Origin of the sequence: Streptomyces sp. Go-475 (assembly GCF_003330845.1) — a bacterium.
In the GTDB taxonomy this organism is placed as follows: domain Bacteria; phylum Actinomycetota; class Actinomycetes; order Streptomycetales; family Streptomycetaceae; genus Streptomyces.
In genome coordinates, this window is record NZ_CP026121.1 from 2,805,815 (window position 1) to 2,822,261 (window position 16,447).

10 protein-coding genes are annotated in these 16,447 nt (G+C 72.8%); all 10 read right to left on the minus strand.

Translation table 11 applies throughout. The features are described 5' to 3' along the window. Positions 1–305 precede the first annotated feature (305 nt). The 10 genes from C1703_RS12860 to C1703_RS12905 all read right to left on the minus strand — a co-directional run bounded on the left by C1703_RS12860 (position 306) and on the right by C1703_RS12905 (position 16,430). Complete coding sequence (locus C1703_RS12860; RefSeq protein ID WP_114252446.1) at positions 306–1,856, minus strand: alkaline phosphatase D family protein; 1,551 nt, start codon at positions 1,854–1,856, stop codon at positions 306–308. A 168-nt stretch (positions 1,857–2,024) separates the two neighbouring features. Beyond that, positions 2,025–3,518, minus strand: a complete 1,494-nt coding sequence (locus C1703_RS12865) for an FG-GAP-like repeat-containing protein (protein ID WP_114252448.1) — start codon at positions 3,516–3,518, stop codon at positions 2,025–2,027. A gap of 170 nt (positions 3,519–3,688) precedes the next feature. Next, complete coding sequence (obgE, locus tag C1703_RS12870) at positions 3,689–5,125, minus strand: GTPase ObgE (RefSeq protein ID WP_114252450.1); 1,437 nt, start codon at positions 5,123–5,125, stop codon at positions 3,689–3,691. Positions 5,126–5,267: 142 nt separating this feature from the next. Continuing rightward, positions 5,268–5,522, minus strand: a complete 255-nt coding sequence (rpmA, locus tag C1703_RS12875) for a 50S ribosomal protein L27 (RefSeq protein WP_010041940.1) — start codon at positions 5,520–5,522, stop codon at positions 5,268–5,270. A 14-nt stretch (positions 5,523–5,536) separates the two neighbouring features. Further along, a complete protein-coding gene (gene rplU, locus C1703_RS12880; RefSeq protein WP_003990208.1) occupies positions 5,537–5,857 on the minus strand; it encodes a 50S ribosomal protein L21 in 321 nt (106 codons plus the stop codon). Between the two features lie 267 nt (positions 5,858–6,124). Beyond that, the gene (locus C1703_RS12885) at positions 6,125–10,333 is read right to left on the minus strand and encodes an Rne/Rng family ribonuclease (RefSeq protein ID WP_114252452.1); all 4,209 of its coding nucleotides are present in this window, start codon (positions 10,331–10,333) and stop codon (positions 6,125–6,127) included. 260 nt (positions 10,334–10,593) lie between these two features. After that, the gene (locus C1703_RS12890) at positions 10,594–11,376 is read right to left on the minus strand and encodes a TIGR03936 family radical SAM-associated protein (RefSeq protein ID WP_114252454.1); all 783 of its coding nucleotides are present in this window, start codon (positions 11,374–11,376) and stop codon (positions 10,594–10,596) included. Between the two features lie 48 nt (positions 11,377–11,424). After that, positions 11,425–12,597: a hypothetical protein gene (locus tag C1703_RS12895; protein WP_114252456.1), complete on the minus strand. Its 1,173-nt coding sequence runs from the start codon at positions 12,595–12,597 to the stop codon at positions 11,425–11,427. Between the two features lie 283 nt (positions 12,598–12,880). Beyond that, positions 12,881–14,845, minus strand: a complete 1,965-nt coding sequence (locus C1703_RS12900; RefSeq protein WP_198678154.1) for a TIGR03960 family B12-binding radical SAM protein — start codon at positions 14,843–14,845, stop codon at positions 12,881–12,883. Between the two features lie 79 nt (positions 14,846–14,924). Beyond that, the gene (locus tag C1703_RS12905) at positions 14,925–16,430 is read right to left on the minus strand and encodes a CYTH and CHAD domain-containing protein (protein WP_114252460.1); all 1,506 of its coding nucleotides are present in this window, start codon (positions 16,428–16,430) and stop codon (positions 14,925–14,927) included. Positions 16,431–16,447: the final 17 nt, after the last annotated feature.

The window sequence follows — 16,447 nt, forward strand, 5'->3', positions numbered from 1 at the left end:
TTTGACGGCCCTCCGCGCACCACACCCGCCCCCGGAGGCGGCGCGGACCAGGGCCGCCGTGTGCGGATCTTCACGTGCCGGGACACGGGGCTGCACGCGTTCTTCATGAACCGGATCGCGAATAGCGCGCGCCCCGCGGCTCATTGCCGGGGAATTCCCGGTCAAGATTCCGCAGCAATTCGGTCTCGGCGAGAACAATACGCGTCAGGCCCGGGTCGGACTTCTCACACGGCTCGCCCGTCGCGTACGGCGAAGAGCCCGGGACTCCGAGGAGTCCCGGGCTCACGGACGGGTCGTGGGCCGGGTCAGACGACCTCGACGCCCGGGCGGCCCGCCTCGACCCGCAGGCGGGCCAGGGTGCTCGGCGTCGCCGTCGGCTGCCGCACGGTGTCGACCACCCGCACCTGCGCGTCGATGCCGGCCCGGCGGATGTCGAAGAGGTGGTAGCCGCGGTGCGCGTCGAGCAGCTTCCAGTGCGGGTTGTCCGGCCGCCGCGGGTCCCACTCCCTGCGGAAGGCCGCCTGGTCCTGGTCGCCGTTGCTGGAGATGGAGGTGCCGACGAACTCGGCGCCGACGACCGCGGAGTCCGGGTCGGCGTAGTCCTCCTTGAGGTCGCTGATCATCGTCAGGTGCCGGTCGCCGGAGAGCACGACCGGGTTGCGGACCTGCTTGAACTCCTTGAGGAACCGGTTGCGTTCGGCCTGGTAGCCGTCCCAGGCGTCGTAGAACCAGAGCTTGCCCTCGCCGACCTTGAGGTCCGTCTCGGCCATCATGATCTGGGAGGCGATGAGGTTCCAGCGGGCGGGCGAGTCCTGGAGCCCGTTCATCAGCCACTGCTTCTGCCGCGCGCCCAGCATGGTCAGCGACGGGTCCTGGGCGCCTTCCTGGCTGGTGGCCTGGTCGCTGCGGTACTGCCGGGTGTCCAGGACGTTGAGGCGGGCCAGGCGGCCGAACTCCAGGCGGCGGTACATCCGGATGTGCGGTCCGTTCGGCACGGCGGTGGCACGGACCGGCATGTGCTCGTAGAACGCCTGGTAGGCCGCGGTCAGCCGGGCCACGAACGCGTCGTGCGGCTGCTTGTCCGGGTCCTGCGGGATCTCGCCGGCGAAGTCGTTGTCCACCTCGTGGTCGTCGAAGCTCACCACGAAGGGCGCGTTCGCGTGCATCGCCGCGAGGTCCGGGTCGGTGCGGTACTGGGCGTACCGGTTGCGGTATTGGACGAGGCTGAACGGCTCGCCGGTGCCCTCGTGCCGCCGCAGGGCCGTCGCCGAGGGCGTGGACTCGTAGATGTAGTCGCCGACGAACACCACGACGTCCGGGTCCTGGTCGAGCATGTCGGCGTACGGCGTGAAATAGCCGTGCTGCCAGTTCTGGCAGGAGGCCAGCGCCATGCGCAGGGAGCCGCCGGCGCTGTAGGGGTGGGGGGCGGTGCGGGTGCGGCCGGCGGGCGAGAGCTGCCCGCTGGTGCGGAAGCGGTACCAGTAGGTGCGGTCCGCGCGCAGCCCGCGTACGTCCACGTGAACGCTGTGCCCGTACTCGGGGCGGGCCTGGGCGGTGCCCCGGCGGACGAGCTTTCTGAACCGGTGGTCCTCCGCGACCTGCCACTCCACCGGCACCACGCGGTCGGGCATCCCGCCGCCGTTCAGCGGGTCCGGGGCGAGCCGGGTCCACAGCACGACGCCGTCCGGCAGCGGGTCCCCGGAGGCGACGCCGAGGCTGAACACCCCGTCGGGCAGCGGTGTCTCGGCCGCACGGGCGGCGGCCGGGACCCACAGCTGGGCGGAGGCCGCGGCGCCGAGCGCCGCGGCACCGGCGGTCAGAAAGCGGCGTCGGTCGGGGGATACTGCTCCGGTCATCGGCTGACTCCCTTACCTCGCTGGCCACATGGACACGGGGAAGCTTCACGCTCGCGGGCACTCCGCCCGCTGAACGCCGGGGTTCACGTACATGACAACTAAGCAGACAAAGGGAGACCCGCCGCCAGCGCTGGAACAAGCCTTTACCGGGGCGGGTCTGACGAGTGATCAGTATGCGAAACCGGTGCCGAGCCGGGCGCCTGAGGCGGTCGTACCGAGGAGCGTGTTGCCGAAGGCCGTGGTGCCGTTGGGGCTGACGACGGTCGTGGGGCCGGACCGGAAGTACCACACGGACCCGGCGTTGCCGTTCTCCCCCGGCGCGCCGGCGGCCAGGTCGGCCAGGCCGTCGCCGTTCGCGTCCGCGAGGTGCACGGCCTTGCCGAACACGTCGGCCGTCTCGGCGGTACCCGGCACGCCGGACGTGTTCTGCGTGACCACCTGGGCTCCGCTGCCGGTGAGCCCGTCCGCGGTGCCGCGCAGGACGACGACCGCGCCCGCGTCGGACACCGCGCCCAGGTCCTCGCCGGGCAGGCCGGTCACCACGTCCGGGTGGCCGTCGCCGGTGACGTCGGCGATCTGGACGTCCGTCCCGAAGCCGTCGCCCTTCTCGGCGGAGCCGGGCACGCCGGGGCTGTCCTGGTTGAGGTGCCGGGCCCTGGTGCCGTCGGCGCCGTCCGGGCCGCCCGGGATCCAGGTGACCCGGCCGCCCCTGACGGCGGGGTTGTCGAGGTCGCTGTCGTACCCGTCGACGGCCCGACCGACCACGATGTCGTCGAAGCCGTCCCGGTCGATGTCCCCGACGTCGAGGTTCTCACCGCCCTGGAGCCGGTGGCCGTCAGCGCCCGGCACGGTGGTGTACGGGGAGAGCCCCTGCTCGCCGCCCGGCCAGTACACGACCCGGCGGGCGTCGAACTCGTCGCCGTCGTTCTCGGTGGCGGCGACGTCGGCGATGCCGTCGCCGTTGATGTCACCGGTGGCCAGGTCGAGAACGCGGCTGTCGAACTCGTCCCGCACGAGCTGCCCGCCGCGCTCCGTGACGCCGTCCCGGGAGAACGGGCCGTTCAGCACGCGCAGGTCGAACTGGTTCTCCACGGTCACCAGGTCCCCGGCACCGTCGCCGTTCACATCGCCGACGGTCAGGCGCCCCTGGCCGCCGAGCCCGTCGTACGCCTTCCCGGTGGCCAGGACGGCACCGCCGGACAGGCCCTTCGGACCGCCCCACAGGACCTCGACGAGCCCGGACTCGGCGCCGCCGTCGGCGGTGTCCTCGCGGCCCACGCCGACAACCAGGTCCGCGTACCCGTCGCGGTCGAGGTCCGCGGTGGTGAGCGCGCTGCCGAAGGCGTCGTCCGTCTCGGGGCTGCCGGGCACACCGGCCGTGCTCTGGCTGAGGACCTGCCGCGTCGTGACGTTCAGCCCGTTCGCGGAGCCGTAGACGACGGCGACGTAGCCGGCGCCCTTCTTGCCGCCGACGGTCGCGCTCGGGGCGGCCACCGCGAGGTCGGGGTAGCCGTCGCCGTTGAAGTCGTCGTGGAGCTTCGCCGCGGTGGACTCGGCGGCGGACCGGGCGGCGGGCTCGGCGTGCGCGATCGCCGGGGTGGTGACGGCCGCGACGACGGCGACGGCCGCCGCGACCGTTCGGCCGAGTCTGCGCTTGCTCATGGACTGGGGCACGTGAACTCCGGTGATCCGCTGGGCAGTTGCCACGCGGAGCGGAACAAGATCCGCTCCGCGCCGCCCAGTACGACTCACCGCACGGTGACTTGGTTGCCCCGAAGTCCGTTGCGCGTTTGCTTTCCGTTAACTCGGGACGCTCAGAGAGCTCAGGACGCTCAGAACGGCTCGAAGTCGTCGAACTCCCGCTGCGCCTCGTCCCGCTCGGCCTGCCGGTCCCTGCGGCGCTGCGCGGCCGGCCGCGCCTCGTCCAGCCGGTGGTCCTCACCGCGCCGGCCGAGCATCTCGGCTCCGGCCATCACGGACGGCTCCCAGTCGAAGACCACGGCGTTCTCCTCCGGGCCGATGGCGACGCCGTCACCGCTGCGGGCCCCCGCCTTCATCAGCTCTTCCTCGACACCGAGCCGGTTGAGCCGGTCCGCGAGGTAGCCGACCGCCTCGTCGTTGTTGAAGTCGGTCTGCCGCACCCACCGCTCGGGCTTCTCGCCGCGCACCCGGAACAGCCCGTCGGCCTCGCGCGTCACGGTGAAGCCCGTGTCGTCCACGGCCTTGGGCCGGATGACGATCCGCGTGGCCTCTTCCTTCGGCTTCGCGGCCCGCGCCTTCGCGACGAGGTCCGCGAGCGCGTACGACAGCTCCTTCAGACCCGTGTGCGCCACGGCCGACACCTCGAACACGCGGTACCCGCGGGCCTCCAGGTCGGGTCGCACCATGTCGGCCAGGTCCTTGCCGTCCGGTACGTCGATCTTGTTCAGGACGACGATCCGCGGACGCTTGTCCAGACCGCCGTACTGCCGCAGCTCCTCCTCGATGACGTCGAGGTCGGAGACCGGGTCGCGGTCCGACTCCAGCGTGGCGGTGTCCAGGACGTGCACCAGCACGCTGCACCGCTCCACGTGCCGCAGGAACTCCAGCCCCAGGCCCTTGCCCTGGCTGGCTCCCGGGATCAGCCCGGGCACGTCGGCGATCGTGTAGACCGTCGAACCGGCAGTGACGACACCGAGGTTCGGCACCAGCGTGGTGAAGGGGTAGTCGGCGATCTTCGGCTTGGCGGCGCTCAGCACCGAGATCAGGGACGACTTGCCCGCGCTCGGGTAGCCGACGAGCGCCACGTCGGCGACCGTCTTCAGCTCCAGGACGACGTCCCGGACGTCCCCCGGCTCGCCGAGCAGCGCGAAGCCGGGCGCCTTGCGCCGCGCGGAGGCCAGCGCCGCGTTGCCGAGCCCGCCCCGGCCGCCCTGCGCGGCCACGAAGGACGTGCCGTGCCCGACCAGGTCCGCGAGGACGTTGCCCGCCTTGTCCAGCACGACCGTGCCGTCCGGCACCGGCAGGACCAGGTCCTGCCCGTCCTTGCCGAAACGGTTGCCGCCCTCGCCGGGCTTGCCGTTGGTGGCCTTGCGGTGCGGGGAGTGGTGGTAGTCGAGCAGCGTGGTGACGGACTGGTCGACGGTGAGGATCACGTCCCCGCCGCGGCCGCCGTTGCCGCCGTCCGGGCCGCCCAGCGGCTTGAACTTCTCACGGTGGACGGAGGCACAGCCGTGGCCTCCGTTACCCGCGGCGACATGCAGCTCGACGCGGTCCACGAAGGTGGTCATGGTAGGTGCCTCCAGAAGTACGTACGCGATGTACTTGTTCAACGAAACGTGCTTGTTCAACGAGATGTACTTGTTCAACAAGCGAAAGGCGGACCCGCCTTCCCGCAACGGGAAGTGAGGTCCGCCTCGCGAGAGTGTCCGATCAGGCGACCGGAACGATGTTCACGACCTTGCGGCCACGGTGGGTGCCGAACTGCACCGAACCGGCCTGCAGCGCGAACAGCGTGTCGTCGCCGCCACGGCCGACGCCCGCACCCGGGTGGAAGTGGGTGCCGCGCTGACGGACCAGGATCTCACCAGCGTTGACGACCTGACCGCCGAAGCGCTTCACGCCGAGCCGCTGGGCATTGGAGTCGCGACCGTTCCGAGTGGACGATGCGCCCTTCTTGTGTGCCATTTCTCCTCAGTCCCTTACTTCGCAGCCGTGGGGATCTCGGTGACCTTGATCGCCGTGTACTGCTGGCGGTGGCCCTGGCGACGGCGGTAACCGGTCTTGTTCTTGTAGCGCAGAATGTCGATCTTCTGCCCCTTGTGGTGGTCCACGACCTCGGCCTGGACCTTGATGCCGGCCAGCACCCACGGGTCGCTGGTCACGGCGTCGCCGTCGACAACGAGCAGGGTCGAGAGCTCGACCGTGTCGCCAACCTTGGCAGTGGAAATCTTGTCAACCTCAACGATGTCGCCGACAGCAACCTTGTGCTGGCGACCACCGCTGCGCACGATGGCGTACACGCGGAACTCACTCTCTCGCTCGGGAAACGGCACCCCCGCAGGCCAGCCGCCCGGCAGAGCGGGCGGCCTCTCCTGGGCGCCCGGCGCCCGGAGGATGAGGTTTACGGGGATGTGACGCGTCAGTCGACACGCCGACGGTCAAGGTTACGGGGCCGCGGCCGAAGGGGTCAAACCGAGCCGGCCCCGCCCCCTGTGCGACCGGTCACGCCGGTCGTGTCCCCGGGGCGTGCGCGTGGATCACGCACGCCCCCGGGGACGTCGGGCCGGTCAGGCCTCGTCGGTGGAGGCCGTGACGGAGGACCCGGAGGACTGCTCCGCCGCGACGGTCTTCTTCGACGTGGTCTTCTTGGCGGCGGTCTTGGTGGTCTTCGCCGCCTTCTTGGCCGTCGTCTTCTTGGCCGCGGTGGTCTTCTTCGCCGCGGTCTTCTTGGTGGCGGCCTTCTTCGCCGTGGCCTTCTTGGCCGTCTTGCGGGCCGTCTTCTTGGCCGGGGCGGGCTCCTCGGCCGTCTCGCCGGTCTCGTCCGCCTCGGCGGCCGCGGCGGCGGTCTGCGCCGCTTCCTCCGCCGGGGCCGACGGGACGACCACGACGGCCGCCTCCTCGGACGCGGTGGGCGCGGTGGACTTGCGCACGGCCCGGCGCCGCGGACGGGCCGGGGCGGCGGGCTCGGCGGGCGCCTCGGCGGGCTGCTCGGCCTGCTCGGGCTGCTCGGCCTGCTCGGTCGCCTGCGGGGCCTCGGACGCCGCGGGCGCGGTCTCGGCGACCGTCACCACGGCCGCCTCGGCACCCGCCGGCGAGCCGGCCGGAGCGGACACCTTGCGGGTGGCCCGCCGCCGGGTGCGGCCCTTGGGCGCGGCCTCCTCGGCCACGGCGGCCTGCTCGGGCTGCGCGGGCTGTTCGGCCTGCGCCGCCTCGACCACCGGGTCCTCCACGGCCACCGGCTCGGCCTGTGCCTCGGCGGCCGGCTCCGGCTGCACCGGGCGGGCGGCCTCCTGTGCGGCCGTCACGTCCTGAGCCGTGGGAACCTCGGCCTCGACCTGCCCGGCCTTGTCCTCGACCTGTCCAGCCTTGCCCTTGGACTGCTCGGACCTGTCCTTGCGCTGCTCGGCGGCCTCACCGCGCGGCGAACCCGCCGGAGCCGACGCCCGCCGGCTCGCCCGGCGCCGCGTCCGTCCACGGGTGGCCGCGGCCTCCGCCTCGGCGGCGCTGCTGTACAGCTCCTCGTCGGGCTCGAAGGCCGGCTCGGGCAGCGCGATCGGCTCGGCGACCTCGGCACCGACCTCGGCCTCGGTCTCGGCCTCCTGCTCGGCGGTCTCGACGGCGGCCTCGTGGACGTGCGGCTGCTCGGCGGCACCGGCACGCGCGCGCTTCTTGCGCTTGCCGCCGCCCCCGGCGGAGGTCGGCTGCTCCATGTGCACGATGACGCCGCGGCCGTTGCAGTGGACGCAGGTCTCGGAGAAGGACTCCAGCAGGCCCTGGCCGACCCGCTTGCGGGTCATCTGCACCAGGCCCAGCGAGGTCACCTCGGCGACCTGGTGCTTCGTACGGTCCCGGCCCAGGCATTCGAGCAGGCGCCGCAGCACCAGGTCCCGGTTGGACTCCAGCACCATGTCGATGAAGTCGATGACGATGATGCCGCCGAGGTCGCGCAGCCGCAGCTGGCGCACGATCTCCTCGGCCGCCTCCAGGTTGTTCCTGGTGACGGTCTCCTCCAGGTTGCCGCCCTGGCCGGTGAACTTGCCGGTGTTGACGTCGACGACGACCATCGCCTCGGTCCGGTCGATCACCAGCGAGCCGCCGCTGGGCAGCCAGACCTTGCGGTCCAGGGCCTTGGCGAGCTGCTCGTCGATCCGGTACGTGGCGAAGACGTCGACCTCGGAGGTCCACCTCTGCAGCCGCTCGGCGAGGTCCGGCGCCACGTGCGAGACGTACCCGTGGATCGTCGACCACGCCTCGTCGCCGCTGACGACGACCTTGGAGAAGTCCTCGTTGAAGATGTCGCGCACGACCCGGACGGTCATGTCCGGCTCGCCGTACAGCAGCGTCGGCGCGTTGCCGTTCTTGGCCTTCTTCTGGATGTCCTCCCACTGCTGCTGCAGCCGCTCGACGTCCCGGCGCAGCTCGTCCTCGCTCGCGCCCTCGGCGGCGGTGCGCACGATGACGCCCGCGTCCTCGGGGACGATCTTCTTGAGGATCGTCTTCAGCCGGGCCCGCTCGGTGTCGGGCAGCTTGCGGCTGATGCCGGTCATGGAGCCCTCGGGCACGTACACGAGGTAGCGGCCGGGCAGGGAGACCTGGCTGGTCAGACGCGCGCCCTTGTGCCCGATGGGGTCCTTCGTCACCTGGACGAGCACGGACTGCCCGGACTTCAGGGCGGACTCGATGCGCCGCGGCCCGTTGGCCATGCCGAGCGCCTCGAAGTTGACCTCACCGGCGTACAGCACGGCGTTGCGGCCCTTGCCGATGTCGATGAAGGCGGCCTCCATCGACGGCAGCACGTTCTGCACCTTGCCGAGGTAGACGTTGCCGACGTACGAGACCGCCTGCTCCTTGTTGACGTAGTGCTCGACGAGCACGTTGTCCTCGAGGACGCCGATCTGCGTACGGTCGCCGTTCTGCCGGACGACCATCACGCGCTCGACGGCCTCGCGCCGGGCGAGGAACTCGGCCTCCGTGATGATCGGCACGCGGCGGCGGCCCTGCTCGCGGCCCTCACGGCGGCGCTGCTTCTTGGCCTCCAGACGCGTCGAGCCCTTGATGGACTGCACCTCGTCAGAGGGTTCGGCCTTCGGGCGGGGCTCGCGGACCTTGACGACCGTGCGCTCCGGGTCGTCGTCGGAGGGCTCGGCCTCGACGGCGGTGTCACCGGCTCGGCGACGGCGGCGACGGCGCCGGCGGCTGCTGCTGGAGCCGCCTCCGCCGGCCGACTCGTCACGGTCGTCGGCCTCGTCGGCCTCCTCCCGGTCCTCCTCGGTCTGCTCGGCGGTGTCCTCGGCGTCCTGCGCGGCCTGGGCGGCGGAGACCTGCTCGGACTCGGCGTCCGCGGCCTCGCCCGCCTCGGCGTCGGAGTCGGCGGACTCGCCCCGCCGGCGGCGGCGGCCGCCCCGGCGACGGCGGCGGCGCGAGCCGGTCCCCTCGGACTCGTCCTGGTCGTCGAGGTCGGCCTGGTCCTCGGCGGAGTCCTCGGCCTCGTCGTCGGTGTCGTCGACGGCGGTCGCGGCGGCGGGGGCCTCGGCGGCCTGGGCCTCGGGCTCCTCGCTTGCGCCCCGGCGGCGGCGCCGGCGGCGCGACCCGGACGGCTGCTCCTCGCGGATGTCCTCGGCCGGGGCGAACTCCTCGGGCTCCTCGGCCCCGGCCGCCTCGGCGGCGGCAGCGGCGGCGGCCCGCTCCGGCGTCTGGAACTGGGGCTCGGTGAACACGGGCGCCTGGAACAGCGCGACGGCGGGCCGCGCCGGACGCGCCGACGGCTCACTCTCACCGGCAGCCGCACCGGCGCCGCGCTGGGGGCGCTGCGCGGACTGAGCCGGCTGCGCGGGCTCGGCGAAACCACCGGCGGCCCTGCGGACGACCCGCCGGCGCCGACGCGGTGCGGCTTCCTCGGCCCCCTCGGCGGGCTCGGCGGCACCGGCCTTCTCGGCGGTCCGAGCGGCGGGGGCGGCTTCGGCGGGGGCCTCGGCGGCAGCGGCCTCGGCGGGAGCCGGAGACGCGGGCGCGGCCTCGGCGGCGCCGGCCTCGGCCGGGGTCTCGGTCACGGGGGTCTTCGCCTCCTCGGCGGTCCCTTCGGGCGCGTCCGCAGGCGTCCCGGCGGGCGCGGACACGCGGCGCGAGGCACGGCGACGGGTCCGGCGGGGAGCCGCGTCCTCGGAGGCGGCGGCTTCGGTGCTTTCGGCGGCGGCAGCGGGCTCGGAGCCGCTCGGCTCGGTCTGTCCCGTCTCCGCCTCGGCCGGAGCCGCGGCGGGCGAGGTCACCGTGCGCGTCGCACGGCGCCGGGTACGCCGGGGAGCGGCGTCCTCGGACACCGCGGCGGGGGCCTCGGCCTGTTCCGCTGCCTCGGAGGCGGCCGGAGCGGCGGTGGGCACCACGGTCTCCGCGGCTTCCGCGGCGGCCGGGGCACCGGCGGGCGCGGAGGCCCGGCGCACCACACGGCGCCGCTTGCGCCCGGCGGGCTCGGCCTGCTCGGCCACGGCCTCGGCCGGCTTCTCGTCCCCGGCGCTCGCGGCGGCCTCGGAGGTCTCGGTCACCTCCGCGGCGGCTTCCTCGGCCTCGTCGGTCTCGTCGAGGCCGGTCACGAGCTCATCGGGCTCGGCGGCCGGTATGGCCGGCGCGACGGTCTCCACCGGCGCGTCGGACGAGGCACCGGCGGGCGGACCGGCCGGGCGGGACGCGGCACGGCGCCGTCGGCGGGGCGGCAGGGTGTCGCTGGGGGTGTTCTGTTCGGAGCCCTGTGAGGACCCTGTGGGTTCGGTCGGTTCGAGCATGCGGGCTTTTCTCCCGTCAGGCTCCCGGGCGCCGCGCCTGGTCCGGCGATGCCGGTGACGTCCGCGGCGCGCGCTGTGCGCGTTCGCCGCCGTCCGGGGCGCGGGCGCCGCACGGGAGCTCTCTGTGTCCTGTCTCGCCGGTTCCGTACGCCGAATGCGTACGGCCTGGCGAAAGTCTTCTGGTCGGTGCGCTGCCCGACCCAGGTGGCTCCCGAGTCCGAGGGCGGCGCTACGACGTCCGTCCCTACGCGGGACCTTCCTTACGCCGGCGCCGTCGCGGCGGCAGTCGATTCGGCCGTTGAGTGGGCCGGAGCTGCCTCGCGGTCGGGCGCGAGCGGGTCGGTCACCGTGCCGGTCTCTTCATCGAACAGCCCCTGCGCCAGCCTGGTCACCGCTGCGGGGACCGGCGGCGCCAGGTCGGCCACGGCGCGGAGACCGGACAGGACGTCGTCGGGTCGTACGGCAGGCGTCACGTGCCGAACAACCAGCCGCAGTATCGCACAGGGGTGGTCGGTCGGCCTATCAGCCTGCGAACTCTGCGTTTCTGCGAGGTCGCGGCTCTCCAGGCTCACGACGGCGGAGCGGGCGTCGAACGTGCGGACGCCGTTCTTGGCGAGGCGCTGGACCTCGACCGTCTCGGCCGCGTTGAAGGCGTCCACCGCTCGGCGGGCCTCCTCCTGCGACACGCCGTCCAGCCGCAGCTCCCAGACGGAAGCGGTCAGCCGGTCGGCGAGGCCCGAGGTGCGGGCCTCGACCGCCTCGACGATGTCGAGCCCGGCGGGCAGCGACTCGTCGAGAAGGGCCCTGAGCTGCTCCGGGTCACGCGGCGCGGTGAGCGCGATCTCCAGGTACTCCGCCTCACTGCCCGTGCCGGTGGGTGCGGCATTGGCGTACGACACCTTCGGGTGCGGTGTGAAGCCCGCCGAGTAGGCCATCGGCACCTCGGCACGGCGCAACGCACGCTCGAAGGCGCGCTGGAAGTCACGGTGGCTGGTGAACCGGAGGCGGCCGCGCTTGGTGTAGCGCAGTCGGATGCGCTGCACCGCGGGTGCGGGCGGCGGGCCTTCGGGCTGTCGCTTGCCCAGTGTCGTTCAGTCCTTCGTGAGAGCGGTCGTACTGCTACCAAGAGTACGTGCCTCGCGGCCCGAAGGTTCCCTCCGGTCGAGCGGCCGGGGTCGCCGGGGCTCTCCGAAGAGCATCCGCCGGACGTCGGCACGCGCCTGCCGTACGGTCTCCCGGGCGGCGGCCAGGGCCTGCCGGGTGGCCCGTCCCACACTGCGGGCGGCCTCGGCGGCGGGCCGCAGGACGGTGTCCCGTACGACGTGTCCGACGGGGGTGAGCACGCTGCGGTACACCCACCGCACCGGCTCGACGAAGATCCACCGGAAGAGGGTGCCGAGGAACCGCCCGACGGCGAGCGAGATGTGCCCGGCGATCCGCCAGGCGTGCCCGAGGGCGTCCAGGATCTCCCGTCCGACGACGGCCAGGACGCGTCCGACCGGTGTGAGGACCCAGCGCCAGAGGGCGAGGGCGGGCAGGACGAGCAGGATCCGGGCGATCCAGTAGAGGGCCGTGCCGATGCCGGTGACGACCATGCTCACCAGCCACACCAGTCCCTTCGCGCACCAGACGAGCGCGCGTCCGACGGGCGCCAGCACCCACGTGTACAGCCACACGGCCGGCACGACGACGAGGTACCGCGCGAGCCACGCCACGGCCGTGTACACGCCGATCCCGATCGCGGCGAGCCCGGCGCCGAGCCCCTTCAGGACCCACATCGCGGCGTGCCCGAGGGGCGTGAGCAGATGCCCGTACACCCAGCCGAGAGCGGCACCGATCCCCCGCCCCGCCCAGGCGGCCGCGTGTCCCACCGGCGTGAGGACGTACCGGTACAGCCACACCAGGGGCACGACGACGAGGACGTTCCCGAGCCACCCGAGGGCCTTGCCCACCGGGACGACGACGTGCCGCCACAGTCCCACGAACGGCCAGACGAACACGGCCCGACCGAGCCACAGCAGCGCCCGCCCGAGCGGCCGGAACAGCACGTCGTTCAGGAACCGCCCGGCGACGACGAGCGCGTCCCACGCCATCCGCACGGGGACGACCAGCACGAGCACGACGATCCGCACCGGGATCCGGATCGCGACGGCGAGGCACCCCCCGGGCACCTCCGGCTCCCGCCGGGCCGGCGGTCCGGCCGGCGGCTTGCGCAGGTCGACCCGCGGCTCGGCACCCTCGCGGGACGGTTTCTCCAGATCCATACCGTGGTAGACGCCGCAGCGGCCCGTCCGGATCCAGCCACCACGGAATCCCCGCCCCCTCCACGGCGGCTCCCCCAGCACACATTCCGAACTGGGGGAACCTGGCCGGGCCGGCCCCCCGGGGGAGCGTCACCGAACCGGCCTCTACAGCGGGTCCCCCGGGGGACCCGCCTCTCACCTCTCGGTCTGCCGCGGGTTCGGCGCGCCGGCGACGGGCGAGGACCGAGCCGGAGACAGCACCGAGCCCCCCTCCGCAGCGGAGGGGGGCTCAGCCGACGTCACCTCAGTGCGCGTGCCCGCTCGGCGCGGGTGCCGCGTTCTTGACGGTCAGGGGCAGCAGCTTCTTGCCCGTCGGGCCGATCTGGATGTGCGTGTCCATCTGCGGGCACACCCCGCAGTCGAAGCACGGCGTCCACCGGCAGTCCTCGACCTCGGTCTCGTCGAGGGCGTCCTGCCAGTCCTCCCAGAGCCAGTCCTTGTCCAGGCCCGAGTCGAGGTGGTCCCAGGGGAGGACCTCCTCGTAGGTGCGCTCGCGGGTGGTGTACCAGTCGACGTCCACGCCGAACGGCTCCAGGGCCTTGTCCGCGCAGGCCATCCAGCGGTCGTACGAGAAGTGCTCGCGCCAGCCGTCGAAGCGGCCGCCGTCGTCGTAGACCGCGCGGATGACCGCGCCGATGCGACGGTCGCCCCGGGAGAGCAGGCCCTCGACGATGCCGGGCTTGCCGTCGTGGTAGCGGAAGCCGATGGAGCGGCCGTACTTCTTGTCGCCGCGGATCTTGTCGCGGAGCTTGGCCAGGCGGGCGTCGGTCTCCTCGGCGGAGAGCTGCGGGGCCCACTGGAAGGGCGTGTGCGGCTTGGGGACGAAGCCGCCGATCGAGACCGTGCAGCGGATGTCGTTGGACTTCGACACCTCGCGGCCCTTGGCGATGACCTTCGTCGCCATGTCGGCGATCTGCAGGACGTCGTCGTCGGTCTCGGTGGGCAGGCCGCACATGAAGTACAGCTTCACCTGGCGCCAGCCGTTGCCGTACGCCGTCGCGACCGTGCGGATCAGGTCCTCTTCCGAGACCATCTTGTTGATGACCTTGCGGATGCGCTCCGAGCCGCCCTCGGGGGCGAAGGTGAGGCCCGAGCGGCGGCCGTTCCTGGTCAGCTCGTTCGCCAGGTCGATGTTGAAGGCGTCCACCCGGGTCGACGGCAGCGACAGGCCGATCTTGTCGTCCTCGTAGCGGTCCGCGAGGCCCTTGGCGATGTCGCCGATCTCGCTGTGGTCCGCGGACGACAGCGACAGCAGGCCGACCTCCTCGAACCCGGTCGCCTTCAGGCCCTGCTCGACCATGTCGCCGATGCCCGTGATGGAGCGCTCGCGGACCGGGCGGGTGATCATGCCGGCCTGGCAGAAGCGGCAGCCGCGCGTGCAGCCGCGGAAGATCTCCACCGACATGCGCTCGTGGACCGTCTCGGCCAGCGGGACGAGGGGCTGCTTGGGGTACGGCCACTCGTCCAGGTCCATCACGGTGTGCTTGGACACCCGCCACGGCACACCGCTGCGGTTCGGTACGACTCGGGCGATACGGCCGTCCGGCAGGTACTCGACGTCGTAGAAGCCGGGGACGTACACCCCGCCCGTCTTCGCCAGGCGGAACAGCAGCTCCTCGCGGCCGCCGGGGCGGCCCTCGGCCTTCCAGGCGCGGACGATCGCGGTGATCTCCAGGACGGCCTGCTCGCCGTCACCGATCACGGCGCAGTCGATGAAGTCCGCGATGGGCTCGGGGTTGAACGCGGCGTGGCCGCCGGCCAGGACGATCGGGTCGTCCGGGCCGCGGTCCTTGGACTCCAGCGGGATGCCGGACAGGTCCAGGGCGGCCAGCATGTTCGTGTAGCCGAGCTCCGTGGAGAAGGACAGGCCGAGCACGTCGAACGCCTTCACCGGGCGGTGGCTGTCGACCGTGAACTGGGGGACGCCGTGCTCGCGCATCAGCTCCTCCAGGTCCGGCCACACGCTGTAGGTGCGCTCGGCGAGGACGCCCTGCTGTTCGTTCAGGACCTCGTAGAGGATCTGGACGCCCTGGTTGGGCAGGCCGACCTCGTAGGCGTCCGGGTACATGAGCGCCCAGCGGACATCGCAGGACTCCCAGTCCTTGACCGTGGAGTTGAGCTCTCCGCCGACGTACTGGATCGGCTTCTGCACATGCGGGAGCAGAGCTTCGAGCTGCGGGAACACAGACTCGGCGGCTTCGGCAGGCATCTCACGGAACCTTCGTGTGCTGGCAGGGGTGACCATCCAGACTAACGCGCCCGCGGCCCCCCTCCGTACGCCCCGGGGATCACAGGGCCTTCGCCCTGCTGTTGATCCCGTCCCAGAACCCGGGCAGCTCGGCCTCCACGCACACGGCCCGCTGCTCCTCGCGCTCATGGAGCAGGCCGTAGGTGAAGGCGCTCTCCCCCGCCGCGTGGGCGACGGCGGACAGCTCGCGCAGGGTCTGGCGGGCCATCACGCTGTCCTGGTGCTCGCCCAGCAGGTTCTGCAGCGACTTCATGGACTTGACCATGGTCCTGGCCGGCTTGCCGAGGGCGGGGGCGGCGGCCTCCGCGGCGTAGCGGGTGCGCTTGGCCTTCTTGCGGACCTCGTGCAGCGCGACGTCCCGGTCGGTGCCGGGTTCCAGCTCCAGGGCCCGCTCGACCAGCCCGGTGACCTTGCGGAAGTCCTTCCGTACGGCCTTGGCGACCGTCTTGCCGGGCTTCTTCCCGGCCGCCTTCCGCAGCGGCGGGTGGGCGATCAGGGCGTCCAGGGTGTCGAGCAGGGCGAGGTAGCGGCGGGAGTCGAGGACGCCGATGAGCCGGCCGCGCGCCCCGCCGTGCTCGGCGTTCGACCAGGTGCTCAGGCGCTGCTCGACCGGGCCGCGGACCAGCGCGGCGGGCACCTCTCCGAGGGCCGCCGTCAGCCGCCCGGTCAGCACCTCGCGGTCGCGGTCCAGGCCCAGCTCGCCGGCCAGCCATTTCAGCTCGTCGCCGACCGGGTCGGTGACGGTCCGGTCGAGGACCTCGCCGAACGACTTGAAGGTGCTGCGCAGCCTGCGGGTGGCCACGCGCATGCGGTGCACGGAGTCCTCGACGTCGCGGCGGACGGCCGGGTCGAGTTCGACGAGGGCGTCCCGCTGTGCGCGCACGTAGGCGAGCACGTGGTCGCCGACGGTCACCGGGTCCCCCGCGGAGGCGGACGCACGCCGCTTTCGAGGCGCGGTCTCCGCGAGGGCGCGTGCGAGCTTCGACGGCGACTTCGACGGCCGTACGCCCGCCTTGCGCAGCCGCTTCTCCACCTGGTCGAGGAAGGCCGGGTCACCCCCGTCGGCCAGTTCCACCTCGATCTCGGTCCACTGCGCCTCGCCGCCGCCCGCCGTGAGCCGCGCGGCGTGCACGGCGTCGACGCTGACCTCGGCGAGCAGCCGGCCGGCGGCGTCCACGAGGTGCCGTACGTCCCGGTCGGAGCGGAGCCGGACCAGGGGCAGCAGCTCGCTGTCGCGGACCCGGGAACGGACCAGCCCGGCGAGGTCGTCGGGCAGGGTGTCGGACAGCGGGGCGTGGATCTCGTCGCGGACGCCGGGGGCGACCGGGAACTTCAGGTGCCAGCCCGCGTCGGAGCCGCCGGTGCGGCGGCGCAGGGTGACGGACGACGCGGCGAGGCGTTCGTCGGCGGTGTCGTAGTAGGTGGCGTCGAGCTGGGCGACGCCCTTGTCGACGACGTCCGCGACCCCGGCGACACCGGTCAGGTCCGGAAGCCCGCTGTCCTTCGACTCGTACTTCCGCTCGATCTCACGCTTCGTGTCCGCCATGACCCGAATCTAGTCGG